The sequence below is a fragment of the Bacillus xiamenensis genome, from assembly GCF_001857925.1.
Lineage (GTDB): Bacteria > Bacillota > Bacilli > Bacillales > Bacillaceae > Bacillus > Bacillus xiamenensis.
Genome location: NZ_CP017786.1, coordinates 1,597,638 through 1,623,202 on the forward strand (window position 1 = coordinate 1,597,638; position 25,565 = coordinate 1,623,202).

Sequence of the window (25,565 nt, forward strand, 5' to 3'; positions counted from 1 at the left end):
TCCTTAGAAAGGAGGTGATCCAGCCGCACCTTCCGATACGGCTACCTTGTTACGACTTCACCCCAATCATCTGCCCCACCTTCGGCGGCTGGCTCCATAAAGGTTACCTCACCGACTTCGGGTGTTGCAAACTCTCGTGGTGTGACGGGCGGTGTGTACAAGGCCCGGGAACGTATTCACCGCGGCATGCTGATCCGCGATTACTAGCGATTCCAGCTTCACGCAGTCGAGTTGCAGACTGCGATCCGAACTGAGAACAGATTTGTGGGATTGGCTAAACCTTGCGGTCTCGCAGCCCTTTGTTCTGTCCATTGTAGCACGTGTGTAGCCCAGGTCATAAGGGGCATGATGATTTGACGTCATCCCCACCTTCCTCCGGTTTGTCACCGGCAGTCACCTTAGAGTGCCCAACTGAATGCTGGCAACTAAGATCAAGGGTTGCGCTCGTTGCGGGACTTAACCCAACATCTCACGACACGAGCTGACGACAACCATGCACCACCTGTCACTCTGTCCCCGAAGGGAAAGCCCTATCTCTAGGGTTGTCAGAGGATGTCAAGACCTGGTAAGGTTCTTCGCGTTGCTTCGAATTAAACCACATGCTCCACCGCTTGTGCGGGCCCCCGTCAATTCCTTTGAGTTTCAGTCTTGCGACCGTACTCCCCAGGCGGAGTGCTTAATGCGTTAGCTGCAGCACTAAGGGGCGGAAACCCCCTAACACTTAGCACTCATCGTTTACGGCGTGGACTACCAGGGTATCTAATCCTGTTCGCTCCCCACGCTTTCGCTCCTCAGCGTCAGTTACAGACCAGAGAGTCGCCTTCGCCACTGGTGTTCCTCCACATCTCTACGCATTTCACCGCTACACGTGGAATTCCACTCTCCTCTTCTGCACTCAAGTTTCCCAGTTTCCAATGACCCTCCCCGGTTGAGCCGGGGGCTTTCACATCAGACTTAAGAAACCGCCTGCGAGCCCTTTACGCCCAATAATTCCGGACAACGCTTGCCACCTACGTATTACCGCGGCTGCTGGCACGTAGTTAGCCGTGGCTTTCTGGTTAGGTACCGTCATGGTGCAAGCAGTTACTCTTGCACTTGTTCTTCCCTAACAACAGAGCTTTACGATCCGAAAACCTTCATCACTCACGCGGCGTTGCTCCGTCAGACTTTCGTCCATTGCGGAAGATTCCCTACTGCTGCCTCCCGTAGGAGTCTGGGCCGTGTCTCAGTCCCAGTGTGGCCGATCACCCTCTCAGGTCGGCTACGCATCGTCGCCTTGGTGAGCCGTTACCTCACCAACTAGCTAATGCGCCGCGGGTCCATCTGTAAGTGACAGCCGAAACCGTCTTTCATCCTTGAACCATGCGGTTCAAGGAACTATCCGGTATTAGCTCCGGTTTCCCGGAGTTATCCCAGTCTTACAGGCAGGTTACCCACGTGTTACTCACCCGTCCGCCGCTAACATCTGGGAGCAAGCTCCCTTCTGTCCGCTCGACTTGCATGTATTAGGCACGCCGCCAGCGTTCGTCCTGAGCCAGGATCAAACTCTCCGAGGTATGCAGGATGCATATCACACATGCGTTGCTACACGATGTAGCGAACTTAGCATGTGATCATTTCCTGCCTCGTCAGTTTGACTGACTACCTATGATGTTTCATAGGATTTTTTTATTAAAACTCGAATTAACAGGTACGTTTTGTCTTGTTTAGTTTTCAAAGAACTTGTTTACCGCTTCAGAAGCGACTAGAACATCTTAACATCTCCAAATTGTTAGTGTCAACAACTTTTTTTGTTATTATGTTTTTTTGTTTCTTCGTCATCAGCGACGTATATTAATTTACCACCATATATAATCAAAGTCAACAATATTTCGCATTAAATAATAAACTTTTCAATTACGACTAAAGCCGCTACGCCTGGAACGCCCAATAAACCACTAATTCCGCTCGTTACAGGATTAATGGAGACATGAAGCCCTAAGCTCTCACCGAATAAATTGAGGCAAAATAAAAAAAGAGCACCTGCTACAAATTTAACTCCGATAAGTCCTAACCATTTGAATGGATTCGCTTGAACACCTGACATAAACAACAATAATACAGCTAGCAGAATTGAACCAATCACAATAACAGGTTCCATAATCCTCTCATCTCCTCTTCATATGAATAGTACAAGCATATGAGAGGACTATGTAAAATAGACCTGCTATCTCCAGTTGTTTAAACGTATATTCCTCTTTTTCGCTTCTCTAAGATAGAAAAAGTACTTTGCTTGAGCAAGCTTTAATTCGAATAGAATGTCCGGTGAAGGCTCAACGCTGTTTGCGACAAGCTTTTTTTGTCTGTTCCATTCTTCCTTTTGCTTAAAAAGCTGTTGAATTAATTTCTCATCGAATTCTTTTCGAATTGATTTTCTGCGAAGAAAACCCATGTACCGTACTTCTCCTTCCTACATCTCACGTCTGCCTTCTAGAGCCTTAGAAAGTGTGACTTCATCCGCATACTCTAAATCTCCACCTACTGGGAGTCCGTGAGCAATACGAGAGAGTTTAATTCCTGATGGTTTCAACAATCTAGAGATATACATGGCTGTCGCTTCTCCTTCAATGTTTGGGTTGGTTGCAAGAATGACCTCTGTTACTTGATCGTCTTGCAATCTTTTTAATAGATCAGGGATTTTAATATCCTCTGGTCCAATCCCGTCCATTGGTGAAATGGCACCATGAAGCACATGATATAAGCCGTTGTATTCTTTCATTTTTTCCATTGCAATCACATCTTTTGGATCCTGTACTACACAGATAACCGATTGATCTCTTCTTGTATCTTCACAAATATAGCAAGGATCCTGATCAGTGATATGGCCGCAAACAGAACAATAAGTTAAATTACGCTTTGCATTTACAAGCGCCTTCGCAAAATCTAGTACGACATCTTCCTGCATACTAAGAACAAAAAAAGCCAGACGGACCGCGGTTTTAGGTCCGATTCCTGGCAATTTCATAAAGCTATCAATCAGCTTTGATATTGGTTCAGGATATTGCATTTTCAGTTATTCCTCCTAGAATAAACCTGGCATGTTCATTCCTTTTGTGAATTGACCCATTGTTTCATTTGTTAGCTCATCAACTTTTTTCAATGCATCATTTGTCGCTGCAAGCACAAGGTCTTGAAGCATATCGATGTCTTCAGGATCAACAACTTCTTCATTAATTGCTACATCCACGACTTCTTTTTGTCCATTCACTTTTACAGTGACCATACCGCCACCTGCCGTACCTTCAAGGACTTTTTCTGCAAGCTCTTCTTGAGCCTTAGCCATATCCTTTTGCATTTTTTGCATTTGTTTCATCATTTTTTGCATATTTCCCATTCCACCGCGCATATGAACACCACTCTCTTTCAATTTGTTAATCTTTAATTTCAATCAAATCGGTTCCTACTAACTTCTTTGCTTCCGCAATTAATGGATCCTCTTCAGCAGAAGCGGCCTGACCATCTGCCTGTTCATCCGGCTGATGATCTCTTAAAAATTCTTCTCTTATTTTACCCCATTGAGCGTCAGGAACGCCAACTAATTCCACTCTTTTTCCTAGCATAGATTCTAGCAGTTGCTCAAGGTTGGTCCGAACACCACTTTTATCTTCAGCCACCATCTTACAATGTATTTCAAACTTAAATTTTAAAACAAAGGCATGAGATGCAGCCGCAACAGGTTCACTGTCTGTTAATAGCGCAGCGTGAGATACCTTATTTTGCTGTTTCAATTGGGCAAGAAGCTCTCCCCATTTGCCTTTTATTTTTTCTAGCTCCGGCCGCTTCGCTTCTTTTAAAATCTCATGAATGCGGCCGACAGGTGCACGATAGCCATTTTTGTTACTCGTTTGCGGTCGAGGGGCTTCCCTTTTTTCTTGAGGGCTTTGAGCCTGAGACATCGGTACACCCTCAGCTCTTAGCCTAGAGAGCTCCTGTTCCAGTCTGTCTATTTTATCCGTTAACGCTGTTAAATCAGAATCAGCATAAGATGGTGTCGCACCAGCCGTTGACTGGCAAAGCTTCACAACAGCAACTTCAAAGAAAATTCTTGGATGATTTGTCCATTTCATTTCTTGATGGCTCTTATTCAGTACTTCAATCGTCTCATAAAGAAACTGAGGTGTCACACGTTCTGAAAGCGAAACGAACTTTTCGTCGACCTTGACTTTTTCAAGGACACCTTCAAGGTCTGGTGCTGTTTTATAAAGAAGCATATCTCTAAAGTAAAAGATCATATCCTCTATTAATTTTGCAGCATCTTTCCCCTGTTGAAGCAATTCATTTAATGTATCTAACGCTATCGCGATATTTTGTTCGAAAATCGCTTCAGCAAGCTGACTAATGAAATGCTGAGATACAGCACCTGTAATGAGTAGTGCATCATCAATTGTCAGCTGTTCACCACTAAATGAAATCGCTTGATCCAAGAGGCTTAGTGCATCACGCATACCACCATCTGCTGCACTAGCAATAATCTCGAGTGAACCCTCTTGTACATTTAGGCTTTCTGCATCTACAATTTTCTCCATTCTTCCAACAATATCTTTTGTCGTAATCCGTTTGAAATCAAATCTCTGACACCTTGATATGATGGTAAGAGGAATCTTATGAGGCTCTGTGGTAGCCAAAATAAAGATACAATGAGCTGGCGGTTCCTCTAGCGTTTTAAGGAGTGCATTAAATGCCCCAATAGAGAGCATATGTACCTCATCTATAATATAAACCTTATATGTAACCGCTGAAGGAGCAAATTTCACTTTATCACGTATATCTCGGATTTCATCTACCCCATTATTCGAGGCAGCATCTATTTCAATCACGTCTGAAATCGAACCGTTTGTAATTCCTCTACAAGCATCACATTCATTACACGGTTCACTAACAGGTGACTTTTCACAGTTCACTGCCTTTGCAAAGATCTTGGCAGCACTTGTTTTACCTGTTCCTCTAGGACCTGAAAATAAGTAAGCATGAGAAAACTTTTTCTGCAAAAGGGCATTTTGCAACGTTTTTGTGATGTGTTCTTGTCCAACAACATCCTCAAAAACTTGAGGTCTGAACACTCGGTATAAAGCTTGATAACTCACAAATACGCCCTCCTCCATTTATCATCATTTTCATTATACATGAAGCAACGATCAATTCAAAAGTACACCTTTATTTTCTAATAAACGAAAAAGGGCGTTCCATGTAAAGATTCTTTACTTTTCTCGAATGAAAAACGTATTTTCCAAATTTCTGACATGACTCGTCAGACCAACAAGAACACCAGTTCTCTTTGTGGTTGTTGAAAAAATAGCTCACTTCAAAAAAGACTTTTTCGCTATTTGTTTAAACAAAGCAAAAGATGTATTCTTTCAACAGCAACAAAAAACTCACCTAGATAAACTAGATGAGTTACATTTAATATTGATTTACCGTGCACCTTCTGTCGATTCGCTACCCCAAGCGTTACTTAAACAGTTAGCTCGGCCCAGGCAACCCTGCGGCACATGAGAGATTTCACTTAATGCTGCTTCCTTCCGGACCTGACATGGTTCATGAATTCCCATTGCGCAGGACCCAGACGTCAACACCACTTATTTAAGGCAGACCTTGAAGTAAACGAACCTCGAGAAGGGATTCGGCCTCGCTAGAGCGGATTGCGAGTACAGGGCACCGCTACCTCCCCGCTTAGCACGGCAAAATGAATATTAAATTGTTAATGACGCAGACATAAGTATACCTTCTTACTGCTGAAATTGCAAACGACATCCATTCATTTACTTTTCGCCTGCTTCTTACGCTGACGGAGGTCTCGAAAGAACTGACTTAACAGCTCACCACATTGATTTTCAAGCACACCACCAACGACTTCAGACTGATGATTGAACCGCTCATCATCCAATAAATTCATTAAAGTACCTGCACATCCACCTTTAGGATCATATGCACCAAAAACGACCTTTTTCACTCTAGAAAGTACAATAGCGCCTGCACACATTGGGCATGGTTCAAGCGTAACGTAAAGTACAGCATCTTCTAGACGCCAGCTTCCGATCGTTTTACACGCTTTATCTATGGCAAGTAATTCTGCATGGGCAATGGATCGCTGCTCACTTTCCCTTAAATTGTGAGCACGGCTAACAATTTGATCATCAAGAACGATAACGGCACCGATTGGCACTTCTCCTATTTGTCCTGCTTTCAAAGCTTCAGAAATGGCTTCTTGCATAAACTGTTCATCTTTCGTCATGGCACAGCTCTCTTTTCATGTTTTTTTAAAGGATATTGAGGTTAACATATTACCACAATCTTTTGAAGGGGGTCTTATATTGTCAAAGCACCAAAAGGCGCTGCTTATTATCGACATGATCAATAATTTTGATTTTGACATGGGACATGTGCTCGCTGAAAAAACAGAGCATATGACCAATAAAATTTTAGCCCTTAAACAGCACGCTTTCAAGAAAAATTGGCCAATCATCTATATCAACGATCACTACGGACTCTGGAAGGCTGATATTCAAGCTGTCATACAAACATGTAAAAACGAAAGAAGCGCCCCTATTTTAGAGCAAATGGCACCATCAAACGATGATTACTTCTTAATAAAACCTAAACACTCTGCCTTCTATGGTACAGCACTAGAGACACTCCTAAATGAACTAGGTATTCAAGATCTTATTTTAACTGGAATTGCTGGAAACATTTGCGTTCTGTTCACCGCAAATGACGCTTACATGCGAGAATATAACATGATTGTACCTAAAGATTGTATTGCTTCAAACGATGAGAGAGATAACGAGTACGCTTTAACGATGATGGAGAACGTTCTTCTTGCAAATATCACAACTGCTAAAGAGATCACGAATGAAAATCAAACATGATTTATCCATCACCCTCATAAATTGTTAGCAATAACAAAGGGGGCGTTGACTATTCAAATTTATGTTGTCAAAAGAGGAGATACTTTAAATGAAATTGCCATGCGCTATAAAACAACAGTAAATGAAATTATCCGTACCAACGACATCGAAACACCTAATCAACTTGTCGTTGGACAAACAATTGTAATTCCAATTAGAGGTCAATTCTACGAAGTTAAACAAAATGACACACTTTATCAAATTGGGAAGAAATTTCAAATTTCAGTGGAAGAATTGGCACGAGTGAATCGGATTCGACCTGAAGCGATACTGCCTATTCGTTTCTTGCTTTATATTCCACAAAGACCGAAAAGAAACATTAATTCTAATGCTTATATTGAACCACGTGGAAATCAAGTGAGCGAGAATTTAAAACAAGCAGCCAGAGAGGCATCTCCATATTTAACGCACCTAGGCGCCTTTAGTTTTCAAGCGCAAAGAGACGGAACACTTCGAGAACCGCCGTTAGATCAACTACCTCAGATTGCCACTCAAAACAGAACTGTATTATCCATGGTGGTCACAAATCTAGAGAATGAAAAATTTAGTGATGAACTTGGACGAATTCTTTTAACAAACCAATCTGTCAAAACGACATTTTTAAATGAAATCGTCCGCGTTGCTCAAAAGTATCAATTAAAAGAAATCCATTTTGACTTTGAATATTTACGTCCTGCTGAAAAAGATGCCTATCTTCAATTTTTAAGAGAGGCAACCACTCGTTTTCACCAACAGGGATGGACCATTTCCGTTGCACTTGCCCCTAAAACAAGTAGTGAACAGAAGGGAAAGTGGTATGAGGCTCATGACTATGAAGCGATCGGTAAGATCGTCGATCATGTTGTGTTAATGACCTACGAGTGGGGATACAGCGGCGGGCCTGCACAAGCCGTTTCTCCGATTGGACCTGTCCGTCAAGTCATTGAATATGCACTGACTGTCATCCCAGCCAATAAAATTGTGATGGGTCAGAATTTATATGGGTATGATTGGACTCTTCCTTATGTTCAGGGTGGCCCTATCGCCAAAGCTGTCAGCCCTCAACAAGCAATCGCAATTGCTAGAGAGAATAATGTATCCATTCTATACGACGAAACAGCACAAGCACCTTATTTCCGCTATACCGATGCCAACAACAAAGAGCATGAGGTTTGGTTCGAAGACGCAAGGTCCATTCAAGCCAAGTTTAATCTCATCAAAGAGTTAAACTTAAATGGGATAGCTTATTGGAAATTAGGTCTATCTTTCCCACAAAACTGGCTCTTGTTATCAGATCAATTTAATATTGAAAAAAGAACGACAACGTAATTCATTCGCTCTATCTCTCAGAAGGGGTATGGTACAATATACATTGGTTTGACAACTTTACAGATAGAGGAGAACGCCTATGTATCCTGCCCCTTTTATTGCAGTGGAAGGCCCAATCGGAGCCGGAAAAACAACTTTGGCTACAATGCTTTCGAAGGAATTTCAATTCCCTTTAGTGAAAGAGATTGTAGAAGAAAATCCATTCTTAGATAAATTTTATGAAGATATGGAGCAATGGAGCTTTCAGCTTGAGATGTTCTTTCTATGCAATCGGTTTAAACAGTTAGAATCTATAGAAGAAAACTATGTGAAAAAACAGCAGCCGATCGTCACTGATTATCATGTCTATAAAAATATGATATTTGCAGAAAGAACCTTATCAAAAAAACACATGGATAAATACAGAAAGATCTATCACTTGCTAACAGATGATCTTCCTAAACCCAATGCCATGATCTATATAAAAGCCAGCCTTCCCACCTTACTGAATAGAATAAAGATGAGAGGACGCTCTTTTGAAGAAGACATTGACCCAGCGTATTTAAAGACCCTGATTGAAGATTATGAGCTGGCCATTGAACATTTAAAACAAACTGAGCCAGAGCTTCCTATCATTACAATTGAAGGAGATCATACAGACTTCGTTTCCTCACAGCAAGATTACCAGCAAATTTTACAGAACATAAAGGAGCAAGTGCTATGAAAAATATCGAAATTCCAAAAGATGCGGTCATTACAATTGCCGGGACAGTCGGTGTCGGAAAATCAACCATGACGAAAACAATAGCGGACAAGCTAGGATTTCAAACCTCTCTTGAGAAAGTAGATGATAATCCATACTTAGAGCCTTTCTACTCAGATTTCCAACGATGGAGCTTTCATTTACAGGTCTATTTCCTAGCTGAACGCTTTAAGGAGCAGAAGCGAATCTTTGAGTCGGGTGGAGGATATGTACAAGATCGGTCCATCTATGAGGACACTGGCATTTTTGCTAAAATGCATGCTGACAAAGGCACAATGTCAGAGGTAGATTATGAAACGTATACGAGTCTATTTGAGGCAATGGTGATGACGCCTTATTTCCCTCATCCTGACGTCCTTATTTATTTGCATGGGGATTTAGATCATATATTGCATCGTATCGAAGAGCGCGGAAGAGAAATGGAAACTCAAACCGATCGAGCATATTGGGAAGAAATGTACACTCGATATACAGAATGGATTGAACAATTTGATCTGTGCCCAGTGATTAAAATTAATATCGAAGATTATGACTTATTTCATGATGAAAGCTCACTTGATCCCATTCTTCACGAAATTGCTTCTGTTATTCAAAAAAATCGTTCTAAAACAAAATAAAAAACCGCTGCATTTCGAATGCAGCGGTTTGACAATTTCCAATTTTTATGCTTGCGTTTCAATTCAACTAAGGTAAAATCAATATGGCGGAGGAAGAGGGATTCGAACCCCCGCGGGCTTTGACACCCCTGTCGGTTTTCAAGACCGATCCCTTCAGCCGGACTTGGGTATTCCTCCGTATCGACAAGAGTTAATATATCATATCATCTTATTTGAAGTCAACATCTTTTCAAAAAAAATTAAAAGGTTATCCTGACTTGATCAATATCATAAAAAAACAACCCACTAGTGAAGTGACCCCCTAAATTTAGACACGGGTTTTTATGAGACAGCTTTCGAGGCATGAGTTCGATATTGTATCGGACTCATGCCTTTTAGTTTGGTCTTTATACGTGTGTGATTGTAGTAGTCAATGTATTGTTCAAGTTCTTGCTTGAAGTGTTCGACGTTCTCAAATTCTTTTAGGTATAGAAATTCAGACTTTAAGATACCGAAGAAGTTCTCGATAACTGCGTTATCGTAACAGTTACCTTTTCGGGACATACTCTGTGTAATCCCACGCTTTTTTAAGGCTTGTCTATATTGCTTCATTTGGTAATGCCATCCTTGATCAGAATGTATCATTGGTTTCTCCTCTTCATCTAAACGGTTGAACGCCTGATGAAGCATCGTTGAGACGAGAGAATAAACAGGTCTTGAACCGACTGTATAGGTAATGATTTCACCATTAAATAGATCTAATATGGGCGAAAGATAGAGCTTCTGACCAAATAATTTGAACTCCGTTATATCTGTGACCCATTTCTCATTTGGCCTATCAGCTTGAAAATGACGAGCCAAAATATTAGGCGCTATTTTGTTCACTGTGCCTCTGTATGAACGATATTTCTTCACTCGAACCATGCATTTTAGCCCTAGAGCTTTCATGATGCGCTGGACTTTTTTGTGATTCACCTTTTGTCCTCGGTTGATTAGTTCATCACGAATCCGGCGATATCCATAACGTCCTTGATGTTCCTGATAAATGGTTTGAATCATCTTTTTCAGTTCGATATCCTGATCAGGACGATCTAAATGCTTGATCAAGTAATAGTAGGTACTGCGCGGAATACATGCGAGCTTAAGAAGTGATTTCACCGGATATTGATGCCTTAAATCATAGACTACTTGCGCTTTGTCTTGTTTGGTGATTGTTCCTTGTTTTGAACTAAGGCATTCAACTTTTTTAAATACTCATTTTCCATGCGTAAATGTTCTACTTCTGCCTGTAACGCTTCCATTGATCCTTTCGTTATTTCTTGTTTTCCGGTTTTCTTTTTCATAGACGGACGCCCCTTTTTCTTAGATTGAAGGGCGTCTACTCCTTGTGTTTCCAAGATGCGCTTCCAGTTCCAAAGCGTGGTATCAGAAGGCAGATTAAAGAGTGCAGCTGTTTCCAGGATAGACGTCCCATGTTCATTCATATAATCAAGTACGTCTAGTTTATATTGGACTGGATAATTTGTATATGACTTTGAAAAAGCTTTTTCGCCATGATATTGATACTTTCTGACCCAATATTGAAGTATACTTTTGTGCACGCCAATCTGTTTTGCAATTCCAAGCAGGGGTTCGCCGTCAATAAGGTATCGTTTTACCGCTTTGATTTTATCTTCAATTGTAAATTTAGCCAAAAGAAAAGCACCTCCAAATGTTAGACTGTGTCTAATATTTGGGGTGCACTTCACTAGAGGCTGCTTTTTATATTCTGTAAATATAAATACATTATAAAACGACACCTTCACCAAAAATATCTGGAATTTGAAGAAGTTCGAAGATATCTTTCACTTCTTTCTGAACATGAGAAATGGTAACTTTTGTCCCTTTTTCTCCAAGTGATTGGACTGTATTCATTAAAAGTCCAATACCAGACGAGTCAACAAAAGGTACTTGCTCGAAGTTTAAGTTAACTGTTTGATAAGTTTCTAAAAGCGGGAGAAGTTGCTCATCAAAAATTTCGGTACTATCAATGTCAAGATCCCCCTGAATTTTGACTTCAAGATCCCCATTTTTTTCTTCTGTTGAATATATAATCATGACGCATTCCTCCAAGAACTAATTAATAATGTAGTACGAGCTTTCCATCTCTATCCAGTCGAGCACAAACGTTGTCAGTTGTTTGATTAAAAATGTGTTTCATGGTTCCAAGTTGAATGACGGTGCCTTCCATGGCCTTTTTGATGATGATTGTTTGATCGTCTGGAACAGAAATAAGAGTTGGTCTTCCACTTTCTGCACCGACTTCATTCACTTCTACTCCCAATCTTCCATAGGCCTCCCCTCCACGAATATTACCGCTGATCATTAATTTGCCTCCTGAATGAATTTTGGAGTTCACCGTTCCTTGTCCATGTACCATGATATTGCCGCTACAATATAATTGGCTGTTTAAAACATTAGGAATCGCAATATACGTGTTAGAATCTACTGTGTCCTGACTTTGTTCGTAGAGTTCTTTCATTTTTAATGTTAAATCTTTTATTCTATCTATAGATATCACTTCTTTGGTGATTGACAGAAATAACTGCGTCATCGCCAAAGATACCTCTTTCCAGTCATCATCGAACAGGTCATTTTCATTTTGGCGTACCATCTCGACATAATTTTTAGCTCTCAACTGAAAATTCTTAAACTTCTTTTCGAGCAGTATACGAATCAATGGCTGCAATCCACCTCTTGCGAAATCACTTGATTTGAATCCTGGTGATAAGGTTAGCTGCTTGATGACAGAAATAATCTGTTCTGTATCTCGATAAAGAATTCCTAGCAAATCGCCTAGCTCAACTACTAAAAGATTGTTTTTGCCCGCTGAAACTTCGGAACTAATGATGTTACTATAAGTGACGATCGCTCCAGCGGAAGTGATTGTAGCGTTTGTGATGGTCTTATGAACCGTTACGTCCCCTTCTGCTTTCACAACCATCCGTTCATCCACTTCACCAAAAATTTCAACGTCTCCTTTAAACCGAATATTCCCTGATGCCAAATCGACATTCCCTTTATGAATCAGTTTTGGAAGAATAGCTACTCGAACCAATTTACCCCGTTTTTCTAACAGAGGACGTCCGGATAAAGTCGCGACTATTTTGTCATCTACCACGTTTATACCATTACCCGCACGCACGGTAATTGGATGTGTCTGTTTTGCCGGAAGCGGCTCATTGGTAACGGTATAACCCATTTTTCCAGGTTCAGGAGGATGGATGATTGCCACCACCTGTCCTCGTTCCACACTTGAAAGCGTCTTGGTTTCACGAAAATCTACTCGACCACCTGTTGTCTCCTTAGGTCCTTCATCTATATCGTCTACATTCACTTTTAACTCAACCCAACCATCTTTTCCTGGCTGTGCTTTAATCCCTTCAGCAATGAGAAACGTTCCTTCAGTATTGGTCTGAGTTGCTTTGATGATTTCATCTTGATAAAAACCATGGATCACTCGTAGTTCTTCAAGCTTCTTCATAATATCAGCATATTGTAGAGTGTTGACAATCTCTTTCTTTTCTTCTACCTTAAGATCAATATGTTGTTCGGGCGCAGTATCTTTAATTGATCTTCTAAGCGTATATCCAGGATCTATCTTCAATTCTACTATTAATTTACTAGCATCCATCTTGATGGACCAGCGGGTTTCTCTTGCTTCATCTTCCACTTTCACAGCATAGTTGTTCGCTTCTGAAACAATGAGTGTTTTGTCTTTTACAAGTTGATTATCTTTAAATAATTGAATACCTTCTCCAATGGTAACCATTGGAAAATTGTTAGGGGAAGATTTGCATTTAAGTTGACCTTCTTCCACCCATACTTTTCCTGATAATTCCTCCATTTGAAGTTTTCTCTTTCTATATATCTCAAGCTCAGATAATGGAGATGATTCCTCCTCAATTCCCTTTTCAAATTCCGGTAACGGAGACTGTTCATTTTCAATCATTTTTTCAAACTCATCCAACACATTCAGTTCAGGTTTCGGGGTTTTTGCGGTCATCCGTGTCAATTTGACAACAGCTTGTTTTCCTAAAATGCCCATGAACCCCTTGGTCTCTTGCTGAAGTATTTCAATATTCACTTCTTGTTTTGTCGCATCCATTAGTTCGAGCCCAATCGATATTGCTTCCTTTATATTTTTCCCTTTTGATATGATGTTTTGCACAAAATCACCCCCGTTTATTTCCTACATTTAGATGCATTCAGACTGGGATTGTCTGATTGTTCTCTTTCAACTTTTAAAATGACCATTGTGATATCATCTTTCTGCTGCGTACCATTAGTAAATTGATGAATTGAATTCATCACGCATTTCTCTATCTCACTCACAGGCTTTTTCTGATTCTCAGTTAACGTTTCAATCAATCGTTCGATCTGATACTGCTCACTGCTACCATTTTGGGCTTCTACAATTCCATCTGTATAAAAAAAGATCGTATCGTGGTCACCAAGTTTTATAGATTCTTCTTGGTACACTTGATTCGGAAGGCCTCCAACCATTATTCCTTTTGTTCTCGGAAGTTCAGAGACCTTTTTTGTTTTAGCACTTATCCATAACGGAATATTATGACCAGCATTCGCATACGTCAGTATTCTCGTATTCGGATTCCAATCTGCACAAAATAACGTAACAAATGACTTTAGAGCACGTAAATCCTTATAAATTGCCTGATTCATCGCCGTAAGGTTATCACCTGGTCCTTGAGTTCTTTCGGCAGCACTTCGAAAAGCACCACGAGTTAGAATCATGAGCATTGCTGCGGGAATGCCTTTTCCCATCACATCTCCAATCACAATTCTTATTTTCCCATTCAATAGCGGATAAAAATCATAATAATCACCGCCTATTAGCCGTGCAGGTACCGTTGAACCAACTACTTTTCCTCCTGCGAAAGAAGGAACCTCCCCATTGAGGAGAGTCGATTGAATGTTTCGCGCCATATTTATTTCACGCTGGAGCGTTCGATCTTCAGCATCTTGCTCTTTTTTCTTATGGGAGCTTTTTAGTTTATTCATATACGACTAAACAACCTCCCCGTTGAGGGCTTCTAGAATCTGATACAGCCCGACCATTTCAAACACTTGATGTGTGAGTTCATCAACACCTTGTAGCCGCAAAGTAAAATCTTTTTCTTGTGATAGATATATCGCATTCATGATTGAACCTATTCCAGTAGAATCAATGAAATCTAGCCCACTGAAATCAATCACTAGCAGTTTAACCATTGTCATATCCTCTAAGAAAGGGTCAATCGAACCTGTCGTAGAGATGTCCAATATACCGTGTAAATACAAAGTAGTCGTCGATTCATGCACTTCTTTTTTAATTTGTAATCCGGTCACCAGTATCTCCTCCTTATAATTTAAATTTGCCCATATAATCAAGTAGTGACCTAGAAATATCTGATAACTCACTCGCCTGTTCATGCAGCGATTGAATAAGGTCAGAAAGTGTAATTGTCATATCTGTTGTAGCTGCCGTTTTATCTTTTGCGATTTTCTTAAGCTCATCCACTTTATCTAGTATCTCTTTTACATTTCCTTGTTGAGGTGCATTTTTCATAAAAGTTCCTATTTCATCAAGGAAATTCATGATTTCATTTAGCTGTTCTCTGGACTTAATCGTTGATTCCGTCGATAATGTATACATTTTTTCTACAGAATTAGACGCTTCCGATTCAAGCATCACAGATAGTCGTTGAGTCTTGTTAGCTTGTTCTCGGGTGTCAGTGATCAGTTTATTAAGTTTATCTACCATCCGATTCGTGCTTTTAGATAAAACCTCTAGTTCACTGCCGTCTTTGATCTCACTTTTCACCGTCAAATCCCCTTCTTTAAGTGAGGCAATCTGCTTTTCAATCTTTTGAATATTTTCATATATTCGGTTAAAAAATCTAGCTGTTAAAAGGAAGAGCACGACAAGTGATGCAAGACCGGAAATAATGAGAATGATTGAATAACGGTAAAGAGGTCCACTCATTTTGTTATAGTCAAGTGCAATATAAATAACACGATTTTCATTCAAAGGGATAAACATTTTATACAATTTTTTATCTTTCACAGTCTCAATTAAAGTTTGCGTTTTCAAATTGGATTGTGTCAGCATTTGCGTATCTTTCTCTGTGGCAAATTTAAAATTTCCAGCTTCGATTTTTTTTAATGGAGGATATATTTGCTTTTCAAGAGAAGGGTTAGCAATTACTTTGGGATTCAAGACGCCAATTTCTTCAACAAATTCACTGTCTTTCACCAATTTCTTGATTTCTGTGTCAGGTCCCACATTCTCCATGTAGTGATTGACTTCATTCGCTTCTATAAACGGGTTAATAATAAAATCAGTTCCCTCTTCATAGTAGTATGCATATTTGAAAAACTTTGATTGATCAGTGTGAGAAGCTGATTTGGCAATTGGCAATACAAGTGTATATGGATTGGTATACGTAGCTCCCGGTACTTCAGGTAATTTACCGCTCATCAAGAGCTTTCCAACTTCGAAGTACCCATATTCTTTAAAACTAAAGCCAATCTCTGCTTTCTGGGTCGATTGAATGGCAACAAAATCGTCTGGTGTCTCTTTTAAAATTGAAATTCCAGCTAATCCGAGCTTTTTTTTAATTCGATTTAATTCATCTTGTTTGATTTCTTTTGCCTTTTTCCCCTTTAAAAGAGTACCGATATGACTCGCATAAGAAACCAACTTTGAATCAATCTGGTTTTCGATTGTAGATGTTGCCAAGTCCGTTTGTTCTAACCCTCTTATCATTGTATTTGCTACTGCTGTCGCCTGAATATGTGACTGTTTAACGATTTGCTCTTTCATATAGTAAAGTTGTGCTAGTCCAGATATGATGGCGATGATAAACAAAATGGAAAGCACTTTTATTAGGAATTGTTTCCTTAAGGTGATCTTTTTACCTTTCATCATTGCTCCTCTTTCATGTTGAATTCTCCTGAAAACCAGCTACAGGCAATGTCTCTTATTTCTTTTAGCTTGTGATTGCATACATGTCCTTCTTCTTTATATTCAACCAACCATTTTTCAGACGAAATATTTTCATAAAGTCTGCTAAACTCATTTTTGGTGATCATCATATCCTGACTTCCGTAAAAAACAAGTACAGGTGCTCTATACTTGATGTCATCGAATTTTGGAATCGATCTTTCTGTTTCCTCTTCGTCTTTGTCATCTACTATGCATGAACATTCCATACGTTTCATGAAATAACTAGGCATATTCATCCGCTCTAGTTCTACTGCTGGACTAACAGCTACAACTTTATCTACATTTTTATTAGAGCTCCCGTATAGCACCCATGATGCTGCTAGGCTTGTTCCAAATAAATAGATAGGCAGATGAGGATAGGTTTTCTTAGCATGATCGATCACTTGATGAATAAAATTCTCCCATCTGGCTCTTGTTCCGATTACACCATTCACCATAAACGTCTCTCCCTGACCAGGGCCATCAAAACTCATAGTGATAAACCCCTTTTGCAAGAAATCCTTTTCATACAAATAAAGCTCTTCCTTCGTTGAATCGATAGGGTTTACAATGATGATGACCCCTTTTTGGTTTTTCGGAACCCTAATTCGGCCAGAACAAATGATATGATTTTTTAATAACAGTTTCTGATACACTGTTGTTGTATCTGAAAGAGAATCTGCTTTCCTCATAAAATCTAAACTTTTTTGATACCAACCCATTTTAACGTCTGAGTAAGAGGGATCGATCCAATAGTTTAGAATGTAATAAAGTGCTGCTTGGCGATAATTCTTTTCCGCTTCCCTATAGTTTTGTAGCACTTCCAATTCTCTTCCTCTTTTTTCTTTGTCTTCTGCAAGCTTTGACCATGTCGTATACCATCCTTCTAAAGAATGGATATCGGATCTGGCCCCTTGCAGATCATTTTCATCTAAACCATGCACGAGCCATCTTTCCCAAAAAACATCAAATAATCTTGCCGTTTTCAATGTTCGATGAATGGTTTTTGAAATGACAACGGAATCCATCTTTATCATTCATCTTCACTCCTTTTAAAATATGATAGGGATAGGCAGTGTGCTCTATCCCTCTACCTTTACATCCCCTGAAAATTCTTCTCTATTAAAAGATAGAATGATCGTGGAGCCTTCAGATGTCGTATACAAAGAAACCTGTTTTGACATTTTCATCATTAATGTAAAGCCTTGTCCCATTGATTTCTTAGTAGAATAACCAGCAAGCAATGTCATCTTAGGTAGTTCTTTTAGTGAAAATCCGGGTCCGCGATCTTCAATGATAAACCGAATTTCATTTTGATCTTTATCCTCTATAAGTGTCATCTTTCCTTCTTCACCGTGCTTAATTGTGTTGGTAATGGCTTCTGAGAGAACAAGCAGCCATCCCATAGTCGTAGAATTTTTATACCCCATGGCTTCAAGGCTATCCCGAGCCATATGGCGACAGTTCGGAATATCAGAAAGCTGTTTGATTTCTCCTTCACAAAATATCCTGCCTTTTTTAAAACCTACGAGGTCCTCTTCTGAAGCCAGAAGAAATTTCCCTTGAGTAGAAGCCAAGATGACATCTCTGTATACTTTCCATTCTTCCCACATGGAGGACTGAGGTGCGGGTCCACTTTTTTCAGGTGCTAACAAATCTTCTTTAAATATTTCATAGGCCTTTAACATCGCATTTTGAAAATTGGCCTTAACATTCATCCTTAAAATGTTCTCTCGTATATTGTGATCTTTCTCTTTTGCCCATGTCAGCATCTGTTCGCTCATAAAAAGAAAGTATTCTTGTCCATCGCTTTCCTCATCACACACAGAACGCGCCAGAGATTTATAAAATACATCCTCACCATCTGCCACCTTTGTACCTGTGTAGTAACAAAGTTTTCTGGCGAGAAACCCCCTCTTCGTTCGATACTCAACCTCTTTATATGAAAGATCGAGGGGAAGAGACTGAAATCCTCTTTCAACCGTGTGATCTTTGAACACTTTATCTATCAGCCGCCTCATAAAGCTCCCTCCCTATAGAATGCCTAATGGTGGCATAATCGTGATTTCATCAACGTATGCACCTGGAGGCTGAGCAATTAAGCCGAGTAGATAAGCTGCCACCGTTTCAGTCGGAATCATAGCATCGAGATCTGGTTTTGGTTCAATGTTTTCCCAAAAATCACTACTGACAGCGCCGGGAATGATGGCCGTTACCTGCACACCATGCTTCCTCCATTCAGCTTGCATCACTTTCGTTAAACCAAGCAAACCAAATTTAGAAGAGGAATATCCACCACAGTTTGGAAGAGCCGTTGTACCTGCTACAGATACAAGATTGATGATATGACCATTTTTTCTTTCTACCATATGTTTTCCTATACATTTGGACATGAGAAAAGATCCTCGTAAATTGGTTGATATCATTTGATCAAATGCTTCAATGGACGTATCAAGAATACTGTCAAATACACCCAATCCTGCACTGTTAATCAGGACATCAATACAACCAAATTCATGAATAGCCCTTGCTGCAAATTGTTGAACAGACTGTTCATCCCTTACATCAAGCGGTAGTTCGAGTACGTTTTGTCTACGTTTTTCTTGATAATTACGACTTCCAAGTACAAGATTTGCTCCCTCATTTTCAAGGAGAAGAGCCGTTTTCTGTCCTATTCCTTTACTGGCACCTGTGATTAAAATTGTTTTACCTTTTAATCGTTCATCATGCGCCATACTTCATATCCTCTTGTGGGCCGCAATATTCAAAGTAATTCTTTTCTGTTTCATAAAGACCAATCTTAAATAAATTAGTCAGTTGGGGAGATAACAGATCCCAAATTACGACAGCTACATTCTCAGACGTCGGATTCAGGTCTTTAAATTCTTCCGTATCTAAATTCAAATGTTTATGATCAAATTTCTCCATGATCTCTTTCTCTACGACACTGTCGATGTCACTTAAATTTGCGATCATTCCTGTCACTGGATCAGGCTCCCCGTTTACAGTGACTTCTAAATAATAGTTATGACCGTGGCCGTATGGATTGTTGCACTTCCCAAAGAGTTCCTGATTTTCCTCTTCGCTAAGTTGTTCACTATGCAAACGGTGTGCTGTACAGAAATGATATTTACGTGTTAATCGGACCATTTGTCCATCCTCCTTTTCGGAATATAAAAAGTTGTTTTCATGAAGGCGAATTTTATGAATCTGACAGTGATCGATTTTCCCGTCTAAAGATTCCCAAAGATAGGTTGCGATATTTTCAGTTGTAGGAATGTGATGTTTAAAATAATCGTTCTCCATGTTCAGAAATTTCCCATTTAGATTTTCAGCTACAAATGATTTAACTACCTTATCAATATCTGTGATATTCACGACAATCCCGGATTGTCTATTAAGTTTCCCTTTGACCATTACTTCAAGTGTATAATCATGGCCGTGTCCGTTTGGGTTACTGCAAGGGCCAAATACTTGCTGATTATATTCATCACTCCATTCTTTCACCCTATAGGAATGAAGTGATGAGAAATACATCTTTCTAGATAAATAAAGCATGTGATACCCTCCTTTTAATCTCTTATCAAAGCCTGCTCAAACTCATGAACCAAAGATTGTTGTTCTTTGAATAAACCTTTTTTAATAGTTGTGACTGTGGAACTACCTGGTTTTTTCACTCCCCTAGCGCACATACATAGATGTTGTCCTTCCACACTTACGATAACGCCTTCTGGCTGCAAGACATTCATAATGGCATTCGCCATTTGTTGTGTCATACGCTCCTGAACTTGCGGGCGCTTTGAAATCAATTCGACCAGCCTTGCAAATTTGCTTAATCCTACGACTCTCCCTTTTGGAATATAGCCAATATGTGCTTTTCCAAAGAACGGTATAAGATGATGCTCACAAAATGTGTAATAATTGATGTCTTTGACAACTACCATACCTTCATATTCTTCTTCAAATGTTGTTGTTAAAGCCGTTTCAGGATCTACTCCGATCCCTTCAAACACTTCTTTATACATTTTTGCTACTCTCTTCGGTGTATCACGTAAACCCTCTCGAGTTGGATCTTCCCCGAGCAATTCCAGCATGTTTCGAATCTGATCCTCCAATAGACCCATTCTCAAATCATCATTCATAGTACTTTCCTCCTATTTTTTACGCACAAAAAAGACCCGACTAAAAGATTGTCGAGTCTCTCTGAAGAGGAGTAGCAATTTGTCATGCTATTCCTCTCACTTCTCAATCCTTTTTCGGTAACCCGGCGATCGTAGCTTTTCAGCCTTAGACCCGTAGCTTTGCGTCCTTATCTTTCAACAAGTTTGCCATTATCGAAGGTATTCTTCTCTAATATATTTATTTATAATTTTATAGAGACGTTAGAACACGTCTTTTTATTCAATCGCTCTATCTCCCTTGGCACTAAAATCATCAATTCAACTACTATGACAAAAAACAGCAATTAATAGGTATAAAATCCTGTTTAATCTTATTTTTAAAATAGGCCTATAATCTCATTATCCGATCAATTATAGAAATAATCAAGAAAAAATTGATTTTTTTAGTTTTTTTTAAAAAAAATGCAAAACTGACTTCATATATTTATTCTAGATTTTTCTCCATATCTCATCTTTCCCTTCATTTAGCACAAAAAAAAGATCGTCAATTCAATGACGATCTTTTTTAAAAGGCATAGATATTCATGCTCATTATATTAGGTTGCAATGATTCTCACGTGATGATTGATCTATTTCGTATCCTGTCTAATTTCTTCAATAAAATGATTCATCTCTTCTTTAAAATCATTTAATGATTCGATAATCTTAGTAAAGTCTGTCACTTGTTTGGCCTGTTCGTTTGTTGAGCTGCTGATTTGTGAGATGTTTTCAGACAAAGTTCCTATGCTGTCTTGGATTTCTTTTAAAAATGTATTAATGGTTTCAGCTGCTTCCTTCGATCCATCTGATAACTTACGTACCTCATCTGCAACAACAGCAAAGCCTTTTCCATTTTCACCTGCTCTTGCCGCTTCAATTGCAGCATTGAGCCCTAGCAGGTTTGTCTGTCTCGCGATCCCGCCAATGGTTTTGACGACTTCTTCAATATTCGCCGATTTCTCTTCTGCTCTTCCAGCCTGCTCGCTTATTTCTAAGCTCGTAGCAGCCAGCTCTTGTGATTGTGCAGCAATTTGCTCAATTCCACCTTGTAGTTCTTTCGCTACTTTATTGATATGTTCCATATAGCCGCTTAATTGCTTTTCACGATGATGTGAAAAAGCCACTAAAAAAGAACCAATCACCTTTTTATCTTCATCAAAAATAGGATAACCTTTTACAGCAATTTCATAGCCATATAAAGACTCCGGTAAATAACCGTCGTATTCTTGTCCACTTAATGTTGTCGCCACGTTTTGGTCTTCTGGGTTCAATGGGTCCCCGGCTTTAATGCCAAAATCTACTGTACTCGACGGGTAATAACAAAGCACCTTTTCTGTATCAGAGATGCCGAAAAGGATACTGTCATCTAGAACTTTTCTGAGTAAATGTGCCATTTCAACATAATAGTCAAGCCTATTCAAGATTATTCCTTCTTTCCTAGAAGCTTTTAGTCTTTTTATCGGCTTATTTTATAAAAGCTGTAGAAGTTTAGGTAAAAAGAATAAGATGCCAAGGCGGCATCTTATTTGATCACATCTTTATTACCCATATAAGGACGTAGTACTTCAGGAATAATCACTGTTCCATCCTCTTGTTGGTAGTTTTCTAAAATGGCTGCCACTGTTCTTCCTACCGCTAAACCAGATCCATTTAATGTGTGGACGTGTTCTGGCTTTGCTTTAGGTTCTGGGCGGAAACGAATATTTGCTCGTCTTGCTTGGAACGCTTCGAAATTACTGCAAGAAGAAATTTCACGATACGTATTCTGGCTCGGAATCCATACTTCGATGTCGTATTTCTTCGCAGCTGTGAAACCTAAGTCTCCCGTACACATGCTCATGACACGGTATGGCAGGTTCAATAATTGAAGAACTTTTTCTGCCTGATTTGTTAGTTTTTCTAATTCTTCATAAGACTCTTCTGGTCTGACAAATTTCACGAGCTCTACTTTGTTGAATTGATGCTGACGAATGAGTCCGCGTGTATCTCTGCCGGCAGATCCAGCTTCAGATCTAAAGCAAGCACTGAATGCTGCATAATTGATTGGTAGCTGATCCCCTTCAAGGATTTCGTCACGGTGCATGTTGGTAATTGGCACTTCAGCCGTTGGAATGAGGAAATAATCTTCTTCCCGAATTTTAAAAGCATCCTCTTCAAATTTTGGAAGCTGTCCAGTCCCCGTCATGCTTGCTCTGTTGACCATGTAAGGTGGAAGTACTTCAGTAAAACCAAACTCATCCACATGTAAATCGAGCATAAAGTTATAAAGTGCACGCTCTAAACGTGCGCCTAGCCCTTTATAAAAAACAAAGCGGCTTCCTGTCACTTTTCCTGCTCGTTCAAAATCCAAAATATTTAGCTCATCTGCTACGTCCCAATGCGGCTTTGGCTCAAATGAAAATGCTGGCTGTTCGCCCCATTTTCTCACTTCAATGTTGTCGTCTTCTGTTTCACCAACTGGTACAGAGTCATGAGGGATATTTGGAATGGAGAACAGGATGGTTTTCAGGCTTTCCTCTACTGTTCTTAATTCATCATCCAGCTTCTTAATCTCATCGCCTACCTCGCGCATTTCTTGAATAATGTGATCGGCGTCTTTCTTTTCTCTTTTTAGAACAGCCACTTGCTGTGATACTTCATTTCTTCGGCTCTTCAATTCTTCTGTTTTACCGATTAATTCTCTTCTTTTTTGATCCAGCTCACCAAATTTATCAAAATCCGCCAAATCTTCGCCTCGGTGTGCTAATTTTTCTTTGATTTGATCAAAGTCCGTGCGCAGTTGTTTAATATCCAGCATGTGTTACACTCCTTTTTTTATCGAAAAATAAAAAGAGCCCTCATCCCATGAAAGGGACGAGAGCTCTCGCGTTGCCACCCTGATTGAAAACATGCAAAAGCATGCTTTCCTCTTTCCTCTGTAACGGCATCACCGTAAATGCTTACTTCTCGTGTTTCAGCATTTCGCTCAAGGATGGATTCAGAATGCATCTTTCACCGATTCACACCAACCATCGGCTCTCTGAGAAAGAGGGGCTTCTTACTATTTCCCGTCAACGCTTTTTCGATCTTTGATTGTGATTTTAATGTACTATAAGTTTTATCTCTTTTCAACCGTTTTATACAGCTTGCTTCGTTTTGTAGGACTTCACCATCTCAACAAACAGCAGTGTTAACCGGTGGTCGTCTGTCAGCTCTGGATGAAAAGAGCAACCTAAAATATTGTTTTCTTTCGCCATTACAATCCTGCCATCGTACTTAGCCATGATCTCTACGCTGTCATCTGCGCTGATAATATGAGGCGCACGGATGAACACCCCTGTAAACGGTGCATCCAGCCCTTTCACTTCTACATCTGCTTCAAAGCTGTCTACCTGTCTGCCAAACGAATTACGAGCAACAGATACATTTAACAGTCCAAGATGAGCATCTTCTCGATCTTCTATATGTTTTGCAAGCATAATCAAACCAGCACATGTCCCAAAAATCGGTTTCCCTTGAGCTGCGAACGCTTTGATCGGTTCAATAAATTGGTACGTATCCATGAGTCTTCTCATCGTCGTACTTTCTCCACCAGGGATAATCAGACCGTCAACAGTTTCTAGCTCCTCTACTCGTTTGATGACCTTTCCCGCTGCGCCACAAGCTTCAATCGATTGAATATGCTCTCTCACCGCTCCTTGAAGCCCTAGTACACCAATTGTTAGCATGTTCGTTTGCGCTCCCTTACTTACCAGCCACGTTCTTGCATACGTTCTTCTGGCAGTAGATTTGAAATTTCAATTCCTTTCATAGCTGTTCCCAGCTCTTTAGACAGTTCTGCAATGAGACGATAATCTGTGAAATGAGTCGTTGCTTCTACAATCGCTTTTGCGAATTTAGCAGGATTTTCTGATTTAAAAATTCCTGATCCGACAAATACACCATCTGCCCCTAGCTGCATCATTAACGCCGCATCAGCTGGTGTCGCAACGCCTCCAGCTGCAAAGTTCACGACTGGCAGCTTGCCGTCTTTTTTAATCTGAAGCAATAATTCATAAGGTGCTCCCAGATTCTTTGCTTCAGTCATCAGTTCATCTTCACTCATCGCCGCTACTTTTCGAATTTGAGCGTTGACCTTTCTCAAATGACGTACAGCTTCTACAATGTTTCCTGTTCCTGGTTCACCTTTTGTACGCAACATGGATGCGCCTTCTGCAATACGGCGGGTTGCTTCGCCTAAATCACGACATCCACATACGAAAGGTACTGTGTATTCCTTCTTATTTAAATGGAATTCCTCATCTGCGGGCGTTAGCACTTCACTTTCATCAATATAATCGACACCAAGTGCTTCAAGAACACGAGCCTCCACGATGTGGCCGATACGTGCTTTTGCCATGACTGGAATCGTTACTGCATTCTGCACTTCTTCCACGATTCTTGGGTCTGCCATACGGGCAACACCGCCTGCTGCACGGATATCAGCTGGCACTCGTTCTAGCGCCATCACTGCCACTGCACCTGCTTCTTCTGCGATTTTTGCCTGCTCAGCATTGACGACATCCATAATGACGCCACCCTTTTGCATTTCTGCCATTCCACGTTTTACTCGTTCAGTTCCCTTATTGCTCACAATTGTTTCCTCCCATTTGTCTATTCGATTGATTCAACATCTTTATCATACAAGCGAGGTAGTATAACAATAAAGAGAATAGTATAACAATTCAATTAGCTGATAAAAAAGGATAAACCTTTATATATCAAGGTTTTACAGCTATAAAGGTATCATTTTCTCTTTTAAGTGTGATT

General features: G+C 40.0%; 24 protein-coding genes, 1 tRNA gene, 1 rRNA gene, 1 other RNA gene, 1 pseudogene, 1 riboswitch and 1 other annotated feature. Of the genes and pseudogenes, 4 read left to right on the forward strand and 24 right to left on the reverse strand.

Annotated features, from left to right (window positions below):
* Nucleotides 1-7: 7 nt before the first annotated feature.
* From BK049_RS08065 to tadA, 8 genes are all read right to left on the reverse strand, one after another.
* A 16S ribosomal RNA gene (locus BK049_RS08065) occupies nt 8-1,556 on the reverse strand.
* Between the two features lie 320 nt (nt 1,557-1,876).
* A complete protein-coding gene (locus tag BK049_RS08070) occupies nt 1,877-2,140 on the reverse strand; it encodes a pro-sigmaK processing inhibitor BofA family protein (protein ID WP_008360286.1) in 264 nt (87 codons plus the stop codon).
* A gap of 66 nt (nt 2,141-2,206) precedes the next feature.
* On the reverse strand, nt 2,207-2,431 hold the full coding sequence (locus BK049_RS08075; RefSeq protein WP_008360288.1) for a YaaL family protein: 225 nt from the start codon (nt 2,429-2,431) through the stop codon (nt 2,207-2,209).
* An 18-nt stretch (nt 2,432-2,449) separates the two neighbouring features.
* Nucleotides 2,450-3,046, reverse strand: a complete 597-nt coding sequence (gene recR / locus BK049_RS08080) for a recombination protein RecR (RefSeq protein WP_003218094.1) — start codon at nt 3,044-3,046, stop codon at nt 2,450-2,452.
* A gap of 15 nt (nt 3,047-3,061) precedes the next feature.
* Nucleotides 3,062-3,385 carry a YbaB/EbfC family nucleoid-associated protein gene (locus BK049_RS08085; protein ID WP_008342011.1) on the reverse strand — a complete coding sequence of 108 codons (324 nt, stop codon included), beginning with the start codon at nt 3,383-3,385 and terminating at the stop codon, nt 3,062-3,064.
* Nucleotides 3,386-3,410: 25 nt separating this feature from the next.
* On the reverse strand, nt 3,411-5,123 hold the full coding sequence (gene dnaX / locus BK049_RS08090) for a DNA polymerase III subunit gamma/tau (RefSeq protein WP_008360290.1): 1,713 nt from the start codon (nt 5,121-5,123) through the stop codon (nt 3,411-3,413).
* 330 nt (nt 5,124-5,453) lie between these two features.
* Nucleotides 5,454-5,718: signal recognition particle sRNA large type (gene ffs, locus BK049_RS08095), an RNA gene on the reverse strand.
* A gap of 76 nt (nt 5,719-5,794) precedes the next feature.
* A complete protein-coding gene (tadA, locus tag BK049_RS08100; protein ID WP_071168256.1) occupies nt 5,795-6,271 on the reverse strand; it encodes a tRNA adenosine(34) deaminase TadA in 477 nt (158 codons plus the stop codon).
* A gap of 79 nt (nt 6,272-6,350) precedes the next feature.
* Between tadA and BK049_RS08105 the strand changes: the two genes are divergently transcribed.
* The 4 genes from BK049_RS08105 to BK049_RS08120 all read left to right on the forward strand — a co-directional run bounded on the left by BK049_RS08105 (nt 6,351) and on the right by BK049_RS08120 (nt 9,611).
* Nucleotides 6,351-6,905: a cysteine hydrolase family protein gene (locus BK049_RS08105; RefSeq protein ID WP_071168257.1), complete on the forward strand. Its 555-nt coding sequence runs from the start codon at nt 6,351-6,353 to the stop codon at nt 6,903-6,905.
* A gap of 99 nt (nt 6,906-7,004) precedes the next feature.
* Nucleotides 7,005-8,252 carry a glycoside hydrolase family 18 protein gene (locus BK049_RS08110; protein ID WP_244887392.1) on the forward strand — a complete coding sequence of 416 codons (1,248 nt, stop codon included), beginning with the start codon at nt 7,005-7,007 and terminating at the stop codon, nt 8,250-8,252.
* Nucleotides 8,253-8,331: 79 nt separating this feature from the next.
* Nucleotides 8,332-8,955, forward strand: a complete 624-nt coding sequence (locus tag BK049_RS08115; protein WP_008360301.1) for a deoxynucleoside kinase — start codon at nt 8,332-8,334, stop codon at nt 8,953-8,955.
* Entirely contained in the window at nt 8,952-9,611 is a 660-nt protein-coding gene (locus tag BK049_RS08120) for a deoxynucleoside kinase (protein WP_008360303.1), read from the forward strand. The genes BK049_RS08115 and BK049_RS08120 overlap by 4 nt, the downstream gene beginning before the upstream one ends.
* A gap of 84 nt (nt 9,612-9,695) precedes the next feature.
* On the opposite strand, the gene BK049_RS08125 is transcribed toward BK049_RS08120, so the two are convergent.
* From BK049_RS08125 to pdxS, 16 genes and pseudogenes are all read right to left on the reverse strand, one after another.
* Nucleotides 9,696-9,788: transfer RNA gene (locus BK049_RS08125), tRNA-Ser, on the reverse strand.
* A 144-nt stretch (nt 9,789-9,932) separates the two neighbouring features.
* A protein-coding gene (locus BK049_RS18845; RefSeq protein ID WP_145939401.1) for an IS3 family transposase occupies nt 9,933-11,284 on the reverse strand; the annotation gives its coding sequence in 2 pieces (ribosomal slippage) (nt 9,933-10,840 and nt 10,840-11,284; 1,353 coding nt in all).
* 91 nt (nt 11,285-11,375) lie between these two features.
* Nucleotides 11,376-11,687, reverse strand: coding sequence for an STAS domain-containing protein (locus BK049_RS08140; protein ID WP_008360304.1), 312 nt, complete (start codon nt 11,685-11,687; stop codon nt 11,376-11,378).
* 22 nt (nt 11,688-11,709) lie between these two features.
* Nucleotides 11,710-13,800 (reverse strand): FapA family protein, encoded by a 2,091-nt coding sequence (locus BK049_RS08145; RefSeq protein WP_071168260.1) that lies wholly within the window; start codon nt 13,798-13,800, stop codon nt 11,710-11,712.
* A 14-nt stretch (nt 13,801-13,814) separates the two neighbouring features.
* Nucleotides 13,815-14,651, reverse strand: a complete 837-nt coding sequence (locus BK049_RS08150) for a PP2C family protein-serine/threonine phosphatase (protein WP_008360307.1) — start codon at nt 14,649-14,651, stop codon at nt 13,815-13,817.
* Between the two features lie 6 nt (nt 14,652-14,657).
* Nucleotides 14,658-14,978: an STAS domain-containing protein gene (locus BK049_RS08155; RefSeq protein ID WP_008360310.1), complete on the reverse strand. Its 321-nt coding sequence runs from the start codon at nt 14,976-14,978 to the stop codon at nt 14,658-14,660.
* A 13-nt stretch (nt 14,979-14,991) separates the two neighbouring features.
* Complete coding sequence (locus tag BK049_RS08160) at nt 14,992-16,557, reverse strand: methyl-accepting chemotaxis protein (RefSeq protein WP_008360312.1); 1,566 nt, start codon at nt 16,555-16,557, stop codon at nt 14,992-14,994.
* Nucleotides 16,557-17,654 (reverse strand): alpha/beta hydrolase, encoded by a 1,098-nt coding sequence (locus BK049_RS08165; protein ID WP_083381102.1) that lies wholly within the window; start codon nt 17,652-17,654, stop codon nt 16,557-16,559. The genes BK049_RS08160 and BK049_RS08165 overlap by 1 nt, the downstream gene beginning before the upstream one ends.
* A 45-nt stretch (nt 17,655-17,699) precedes the next feature.
* The gene (locus tag BK049_RS08170; RefSeq protein WP_008360315.1) at nt 17,700-18,638 is read right to left on the reverse strand and encodes an ATP-binding protein; all 939 of its coding nucleotides are present in this window, start codon (nt 18,636-18,638) and stop codon (nt 17,700-17,702) included.
* Nucleotides 18,639-18,650: 12 nt separating this feature from the next.
* The gene (locus BK049_RS08175; RefSeq protein WP_071168261.1) at nt 18,651-19,352 is read right to left on the reverse strand and encodes an SDR family oxidoreductase; all 702 of its coding nucleotides are present in this window, start codon (nt 19,350-19,352) and stop codon (nt 18,651-18,653) included.
* The gene (locus tag BK049_RS08180; protein ID WP_071168262.1) at nt 19,342-20,175 is read right to left on the reverse strand and encodes a 6-carboxytetrahydropterin synthase; all 834 of its coding nucleotides are present in this window, start codon (nt 20,173-20,175) and stop codon (nt 19,342-19,344) included. The genes BK049_RS08175 and BK049_RS08180 overlap by 11 nt, the downstream gene beginning before the upstream one ends.
* 14 nt (nt 20,176-20,189) lie before the next feature.
* Nucleotides 20,190-20,759 carry a GTP cyclohydrolase I FolE gene (gene folE, locus BK049_RS08185; RefSeq protein ID WP_071168263.1) on the reverse strand — a complete coding sequence of 190 codons (570 nt, stop codon included), beginning with the start codon at nt 20,757-20,759 and terminating at the stop codon, nt 20,190-20,192.
* A 113-nt stretch (nt 20,760-20,872) separates the two neighbouring features.
* Nucleotides 20,873-20,957: riboswitch (cyclic di-GMP riboswitch) on the reverse strand.
* A gap of 410 nt (nt 20,958-21,367) precedes the next feature.
* Nucleotides 21,368-21,700 (reverse strand): annotated as a pseudogene (locus BK049_RS20100) (methyl-accepting chemotaxis protein); the annotation flags it as partial.
* 599 nt (nt 21,701-22,299) lie between these two features.
* Nucleotides 22,300-23,574, reverse strand: coding sequence for a serine--tRNA ligase (serS, locus tag BK049_RS08195; protein ID WP_008360325.1), 1,275 nt, complete (start codon nt 23,572-23,574; stop codon nt 22,300-22,302).
* Nucleotides 23,575-23,623: 49 nt separating this feature from the next.
* Nucleotides 23,624-23,840 (reverse strand) — a binding site (T-box leader).
* A 53-nt stretch (nt 23,841-23,893) separates the two neighbouring features.
* Entirely contained in the window at nt 23,894-24,484 is a 591-nt protein-coding gene (pdxT, locus tag BK049_RS08200; RefSeq protein ID WP_071168265.1) for a pyridoxal 5'-phosphate synthase glutaminase subunit PdxT, read from the reverse strand.
* 20 nt (nt 24,485-24,504) lie between these two features.
* A complete protein-coding gene (pdxS, locus tag BK049_RS08205) occupies nt 24,505-25,389 on the reverse strand; it encodes a pyridoxal 5'-phosphate synthase lyase subunit PdxS (protein ID WP_071168266.1) in 885 nt (294 codons plus the stop codon).
* Nucleotides 25,390-25,565 lie beyond the last annotated feature (176 nt).

Excerpts from the sequence above, each read along its gene's own strand:
- tadA (WP_071168256.1), bottom strand. The coding sequence starts at position 6,271 with ATGACGAAAGATGAACAGTTTATGCAAGAAGCCATTTCTGAAGCTTTG.
- recR (WP_003218094.1), bottom strand. The coding sequence starts at position 3,046 with ATGCAATATCCTGAACCAATATCAAAGCTGATTGATAGCTTTATGAAA.
- BK049_RS08140 (WP_008360304.1), bottom strand. The coding sequence starts at position 11,687 with ATGATTATATATTCAACAGAAGAAAAAAATGGGGATCTTGAAGTCAAA.
- serS (WP_008360325.1), bottom strand. The coding sequence starts at position 23,574 with ATGCTGGATATTAAACAACTGCGCACGGACTTTGATCAAATCAAAGAA.
- BK049_RS08120 (WP_008360303.1), top strand. The coding sequence starts at position 8,952 with ATGAAAAATATCGAAATTCCAAAAGATGCGGTCATTACAATTGCCGGG.
- folE (WP_071168263.1), bottom strand. The coding sequence starts at position 20,759 with ATGAATGATGATTTGAGAATGGGTCTATTGGAGGATCAGATTCGAAAC.
- BK049_RS08170 (WP_008360315.1), bottom strand. The coding sequence starts at position 18,638 with ATGAGGCGGCTGATAGATAAAGTGTTCAAAGATCACACGGTTGAAAGA.
- BK049_RS08150 (WP_008360307.1), bottom strand. The coding sequence starts at position 14,651 with ATGAATAAACTAAAAAGCTCCCATAAGAAAAAAGAGCAAGATGCTGAA.
- BK049_RS08075 (WP_008360288.1), bottom strand. The coding sequence starts at position 2,431 with ATGGGTTTTCTTCGCAGAAAATCAATTCGAAAAGAATTCGATGAGAAA.
- pdxT (WP_071168265.1), bottom strand. The coding sequence starts at position 24,484 with ATGCTAACAATTGGTGTACTAGGGCTTCAAGGAGCGGTGAGAGAGCAT.
- BK049_RS08085 (WP_008342011.1), bottom strand. The coding sequence starts at position 3,385 with ATGCGCGGTGGAATGGGAAATATGCAAAAAATGATGAAACAAATGCAA.
- BK049_RS08180 (WP_071168262.1), bottom strand. The coding sequence starts at position 20,175 with ATGCTTTATTTATCTAGAAAGATGTATTTCTCATCACTTCATTCCTAT.
- BK049_RS08070 (WP_008360286.1), bottom strand. The coding sequence starts at position 2,140 with ATGGAACCTGTTATTGTGATTGGTTCAATTCTGCTAGCTGTATTATTG.
- BK049_RS08165 (WP_083381102.1), bottom strand. The coding sequence starts at position 17,654 with ATGATAAAGATGGATTCCGTTGTCATTTCAAAAACCATTCATCGAACA.
- BK049_RS08175 (WP_071168261.1), bottom strand. The coding sequence starts at position 19,352 with ATGGCGCATGATGAACGATTAAAAGGTAAAACAATTTTAATCACAGGT.
- BK049_RS08160 (WP_008360312.1), bottom strand. The coding sequence starts at position 16,557 with ATGAAAGGTAAAAAGATCACCTTAAGGAAACAATTCCTAATAAAAGTG.
- BK049_RS08110 (WP_244887392.1), top strand. The coding sequence starts at position 7,005 with ATGCGCTATAAAACAACAGTAAATGAAATTATCCGTACCAACGACATC.
- BK049_RS08115 (WP_008360301.1), top strand. The coding sequence starts at position 8,332 with ATGTATCCTGCCCCTTTTATTGCAGTGGAAGGCCCAATCGGAGCCGGA.